This window comes from Psychromonas sp. B3M02 (assembly GCF_003318165.1).
Taxonomy (GTDB): Bacteria; Pseudomonadota; Gammaproteobacteria; order Enterobacterales; family Psychromonadaceae; genus Psychromonas.
This window is the reverse complement of record NZ_QOCB01000134.1, coordinates 1-4,650: the sequence shown is the minus strand read 5'-3', so window position 1 is coordinate 4,650 and position 4,650 is coordinate 1. Positions and strand designations below refer to the sequence as shown.

The 4,650-nt window shown below is 37.6% G+C and carries 5 protein-coding genes; all 5 read left to right on the top strand.

The features are described 5' to 3' along the window. Window positions 1-197: 197 nt before the first annotated feature. The 5 genes from DS885_RS14975 (at window position 198) to DS885_RS14955 (ending at window position 4,368) form a co-directional block, all read left to right on the top strand. On the top strand, window positions 198-806 hold the full coding sequence (locus DS885_RS14975; RefSeq protein ID WP_113820217.1) for a histidine phosphatase family protein: 609 nt from the start codon (window positions 198-200) through the stop codon (window positions 804-806). Next, on the top strand, window positions 803-1,729 hold the full coding sequence (cbiB, locus tag DS885_RS14970) for an adenosylcobinamide-phosphate synthase CbiB (protein WP_113820216.1): 927 nt from the start codon (window positions 803-805) through the stop codon (window positions 1,727-1,729). The genes DS885_RS14975 and cbiB overlap by 4 nt, the downstream gene beginning before the upstream one ends. Window positions 1,730-1,778: 49 nt before the next feature. Then, window positions 1,779-2,804: a threonine-phosphate decarboxylase gene (locus DS885_RS14965; protein ID WP_113820215.1), complete on the top strand. Its 1,026-nt coding sequence runs from the start codon at window positions 1,779-1,781 to the stop codon at window positions 2,802-2,804. A gap of 145 nt (window positions 2,805-2,949) precedes the next feature. Next, window positions 2,950-3,399, top strand: coding sequence for a DUF302 domain-containing protein (locus DS885_RS14960; protein WP_113820214.1), 450 nt, complete (start codon window positions 2,950-2,952; stop codon window positions 3,397-3,399). Window positions 3,400-3,606: 207 nt separating this feature from the next. Next, window positions 3,607-4,368 (top strand): transporter substrate-binding domain-containing protein, encoded by a 762-nt coding sequence (locus tag DS885_RS14955; protein ID WP_113820213.1) that lies wholly within the window; start codon window positions 3,607-3,609, stop codon window positions 4,366-4,368. Window positions 4,369-4,650: the final 282 nt, after the last annotated feature.

Genomic DNA, 4,650 nt, shown 5'->3' with positions numbered 1-4,650 from the left:
GTATTAAATAACTGATCTAAATTTTGCGCCGGAAAAATGGCTTAGTTTGAGGCGTAAGTTGATGTAAATGGTTGTTCCCTATACGAAACTTACAACGAAAAAATAAGTTGTTTTAACAAGTAAAATAGATCAGTTACTTACTATGATTGGTATTACAGTAAGTATACTTTTCACTTTTACCAATTTAAGAGCGTACATTGAATAACCAAACTACTTTTTATCTTGCCCGTCACGGACAGACGGAATGGAATGTTGCACAGCGTATTCAAGGTCAACTCGATAGTCCTCTTACAGCTCAAGGCAAACAACAAGCTGCATTATTAGCAGAGCAATGTCGTCCGTTAAATATTACGCAAATTTTGACTTCTCCATTGGGTCGAGCGATTCAGACTGCGGATATTTGTGGGCAAGCTTTAGGCCTTATTCCTATTCCAATCAAAGGATTTGAAGAGCGTCATTTTGGTGATTGGCAAGGTAAGTTTACTTATCAAGTTAATACCTTAAGCGATTATGATGAAATCACTTCTCAGATCACCGACTGTAAACCTATGCAGGGTGAAAGCTCAAAACAACTATTAGCCCGTTTTGAAAGTACATTAAGAGATGAACTCGAAAATGCAGCAAAAGAGGTCAGTTTAATTGTTATCCATGGCGATATTTTACGTTGTTTTATGGCGCAGTTTATTCCTCACCTAACTCCCAATTCAGGTACTCAGAATAACGCAAGTACTGGATATGATTATAAAAATGCAGAACTGATTGCATTAAGTTACGATCAAGAGACCGGTGTTTTTAGCAGTCTATGATAGTTTTTATTACTCTTGTGTTTGCCTTGGTTATAGATCACATTATTGGCGAACCTAACCGTTATCATCCACTGGTTTTATTTGGCAATTTAGCCAATATTCTTGAAAAAAAATTAAATAAAGGTACGCCACAGCAACGCTTCATTAACGGTGTGCTTGGCTGGGCTATTTTAGTGTTACCACTGCCTTTACTTTATTTGTTGTTAATGTGGATCTTACCTGTTTACCTCATAATGTTAATCAACATCTACATTGTTTATTGGGCTGTGGCACTAAATAGTTTGAATCAACACGGCATGCAAATATATCAACCTTTACGTCAAGGTGATTTAGCAAAGGCACAACACTTTTGCTCTTACATTGTTAGTCGAGACACCAGTGAATTGGATGCTCAAGCCATCAGTCGTGCGACTACAGAATCTATGTTAGAAAATGGTCACGATGGGGTAACCGCCACCTTAATTTATTTTGTTATCGGTGGGGCTCCGCTGGTTATCATCCATCGATTGAGTAATACATTAGATGCTATGTGGGGATACCGAAACGAGCAATATAACTACTTCGGTAAATGTAGCGCTCGCATGGATGACTTATTAGGTTTTGTCAGTGCGAAAATAACCGCGGTATTGTTTTCGGTGATTGGTCTCTTTAATGGTACGGCTAAGCGTGCATTAATCAACGCTTATCATCAGAGTAAGGATTATAAAAGCCATAATGGTGGCTGGGTGATGGCTTCTGGCGCCACCGTAATGCAAGCATGTTTAGGCGGTAGTGCAGTCTATTTCGGTAAAACCGTGGTTTCACCACAACTAGGCGAAGGTGAAACAGTGCAAAGCAAACACATTGCAGCGAGCTTAACCTTAGTCAAACAAGCTGTATTACTGTGGTTATTGATGGTTGCGCTATTGCAAAGCATGTTGTGATATTTATATTTTTACTTCTCAAAAAAATTAAACAAGGTTTATTGAAATAATGGCGATTGTACATGGTGGGCAGCTGAGTAAAGTGGCAAAAAAGTATGCTATTCCTGAACAGGATTGGTTAGACCTGTCTACGGGTATTGCTCCTTTTAGTTATGCGATTCCTACTATCCCTGCAAAAGTGTGGCAGGATCTTCCCACTATTTCTGAGTCTTTAATTAAAGCTGCTGAACATTATTATCAAGCAGATTATTGTTGGCCAGTAGCGGGAAGTCAGCAGTTAATCGAAAAGCTACCTACACTTTGGAATGATAAAAATCGATCAGTGAATACAGGTGAAATGAAGCACGCTTACTTGCCCAAAGTCGGTTATAAAGAGCATCAACAAGCTTGGTTTTTAGCTGGTTATCAGTTGCATTTTTATCAACAAACATTACCCGATAATATTGAAAAAAACAGTGTCGTGGTGGTGATCAATCCAAACAATCCACTTACAGATACTTTTTCCATTACTCAGTTAACGCAATTAAAAACACACTGCCAACAGCAACAAGCTTTATTGATTATTGATGAAGCTTTTGCAGATATATTTGAACCTGAGTTCAGCTTTGTGCCGCATATCATCAATGACAATCAACATGACAATCTAATTGTTTTACGCTCTTTTGGTAAATTTTTTGGTTTGGCCGGAATCCGTATTGGTTTTGCTTGTACCACACAACAATGGCTAGACATTATCAAAGAAAGTATTGGCCCTTGGTCAATTAATGGTCCTGCGTTATTTATTGCTGAGCAAGCGCTACAGGATACACAGTGGCAACTTTCACAGAAGGTCCGACTTAATCAACAGAGTGAAGCAATGCAAGCCTTACTCAAATCATACCTGTTGAATGCGCATATTGAAGCGAATGCTTTGTTTATTACTGTGTTTTTAAATGATGCGTCTGATATTTATGAGAAATTATGTAGCCAAGCAGTATATGTAAGGCTAACTGACGAGCAAAATGCACTTCGATTTGGTTTAACGGAATCATCAAACCTACCACGTTTAGAAAAAGCACTGTCTTCGCTTATTTAAGGCTAATATGTGAGCACTGTAAAATAGTGAATACTTACCTAGACTGAATACCTATAAAGTAAAGTAGCTTGTTAAAAAATAAGGTGTTACTTTGAATTCTGTTTTATTTTTACCGTCATAAAAACCTAAACCGAGAGAAATAATCATGAAAAAGCTTATCCCATTACTATTTTTATCTTTTTTTGTAACAAGTCATAGCTATGCCTCAGAGGGGGTTACTTCTGTTGAGAGTCACCATTCAGTAAAAGAAACAGCAGACCGATTTGTCGATATATTATCTGAAAAAGGCTTAACGCTTTTTGCGCGTATTGATCATAAAAAAAATGCGGAAAATGTTGACCTCGAATTACGAGATACAGAAGTTCTGATTTTTGGTAACCCTAAAGTAGGCACTCCAATCATGCAGTGTGAGCAACAAGCTGCAATCGACTTACCACAGAAAGTGCTCATTGCTAAAGATGCTAATGGTAAAGTGTGGATATCTTACAATAACCCTGAGTACCTGAAGCAACGTCACCAGGTAACTGGATGTGATGCGGTATTTTCTAAGGTAACTAATGTGTTGAGTGCATTAACTCGCGCTGCTGCTAAATAGGTGCGTATTTGGGAGTAATGCAGCTTTCTAGAGGCTGTATTACTCATTTTCGAAGCCATTAATTCATGTAAGATACGGTTAATTTCCATCTTCATAGTAAACAATCATTCCACTTAGTATTGAGTTACGCTGCCTTATAAGCCATTGACATTAAGTTAGTTTCATCTTTAATAGAAACAATTCCATCTACTTCTTATAAGGATATTTATGAAACTCTCTCAAATTACTTTACTTTCATTCGCTGCGTTAACTTTTAATGCGCAAGCTGACTTACTCGATGATATCCAAGAAAAGGGCGTTATTACTGTTGGCACAACGGGGGATTACAAACCTTTCTCTTATTATGATGGTACAAACTACTCTGGTTACGATATTGACGTTGCTAAACATCTTGGCGAACAGCTAGGTGTAAAAGTGCAGTTTGTACAAACAACATGGAAAGATCTTGTTCCTAACCTACAAGCAGGTAAATATGATGTTGCGATGGGCGGAATTACGCGTCGCATCTCTCGTCAATTAGCTGCAGAGCAATCTCAAGGCTATATGACATTTGGTAAGTTATTTCTCGTGGAGAATGGCAAAGAAGAGCAGTTTGATACCCTAGCGGAAGTGAATCTGCCAAGCGTAAAAGTTGGGGTAAACATTGGTGGTACCAATGAGAAGTTTGCTGAACAGTTCTTAAATAATGCAACTTTAGTTAAATATGAAAATAATTTAGATGTCCCTAAAGCGGTTGCCAATGGAGACGTGGATGTAATGGTGACAGAAACGCCAGAAGCCCTTTATTATCAAACCATTAACAAAAAACTACAGGCAGTACGTGAAGAAAACCCCTTCACCAAAAGCCAGTTCGGTTACTTAATACCAACCGGTGAACAGCGTTTATTGAATACCGTTAATTTTATTATGGATGAAATGAAGCTAAAAGGTGTTGATATTGAGTTAATGAAAAACAACTCATTAAAGTAACGTTTTATTAATGAATAAATGCAAAGGCACGAAATTTGAATTTGTGCCTTTGCATTGTTTATTTTAGAAAGTGGTTAATTAAAAAGTCCGCTGGTAAACGCTCTGCAAAATAGGCCTCTCCGATAGCTGATACCAATCATAGTAAGTAACTGATCTATTTTACTTGTTAAAACAACTTATTTTTTCGTTGTAAGTTTCGTATAGGGAACAACCATTTACATCAACTTACGCCTCAAACTAAGCCATTTTTCCGGCGCAAAATTTAGATCAGTTATTTAATAC

Bases quoted from the DNA above. Each gene is read 5' to 3' on its own strand.
- cbiB (WP_113820216.1), top strand. From the start codon at position 803: ATGATAGTTTTTATTACTCTTGTGTTTGCCTTGGTTATAGATCACATT.
- DS885_RS14965 (WP_113820215.1), top strand. From the start codon at position 1,779: ATGGCGATTGTACATGGTGGGCAGCTGAGTAAAGTGGCAAAAAAGTAT.
- DS885_RS14960 (WP_113820214.1), top strand. From the start codon at position 2,950: ATGAAAAAGCTTATCCCATTACTATTTTTATCTTTTTTTGTAACAAGT.
- DS885_RS14955 (WP_113820213.1), top strand. From the start codon at position 3,607: ATGAAACTCTCTCAAATTACTTTACTTTCATTCGCTGCGTTAACTTTT.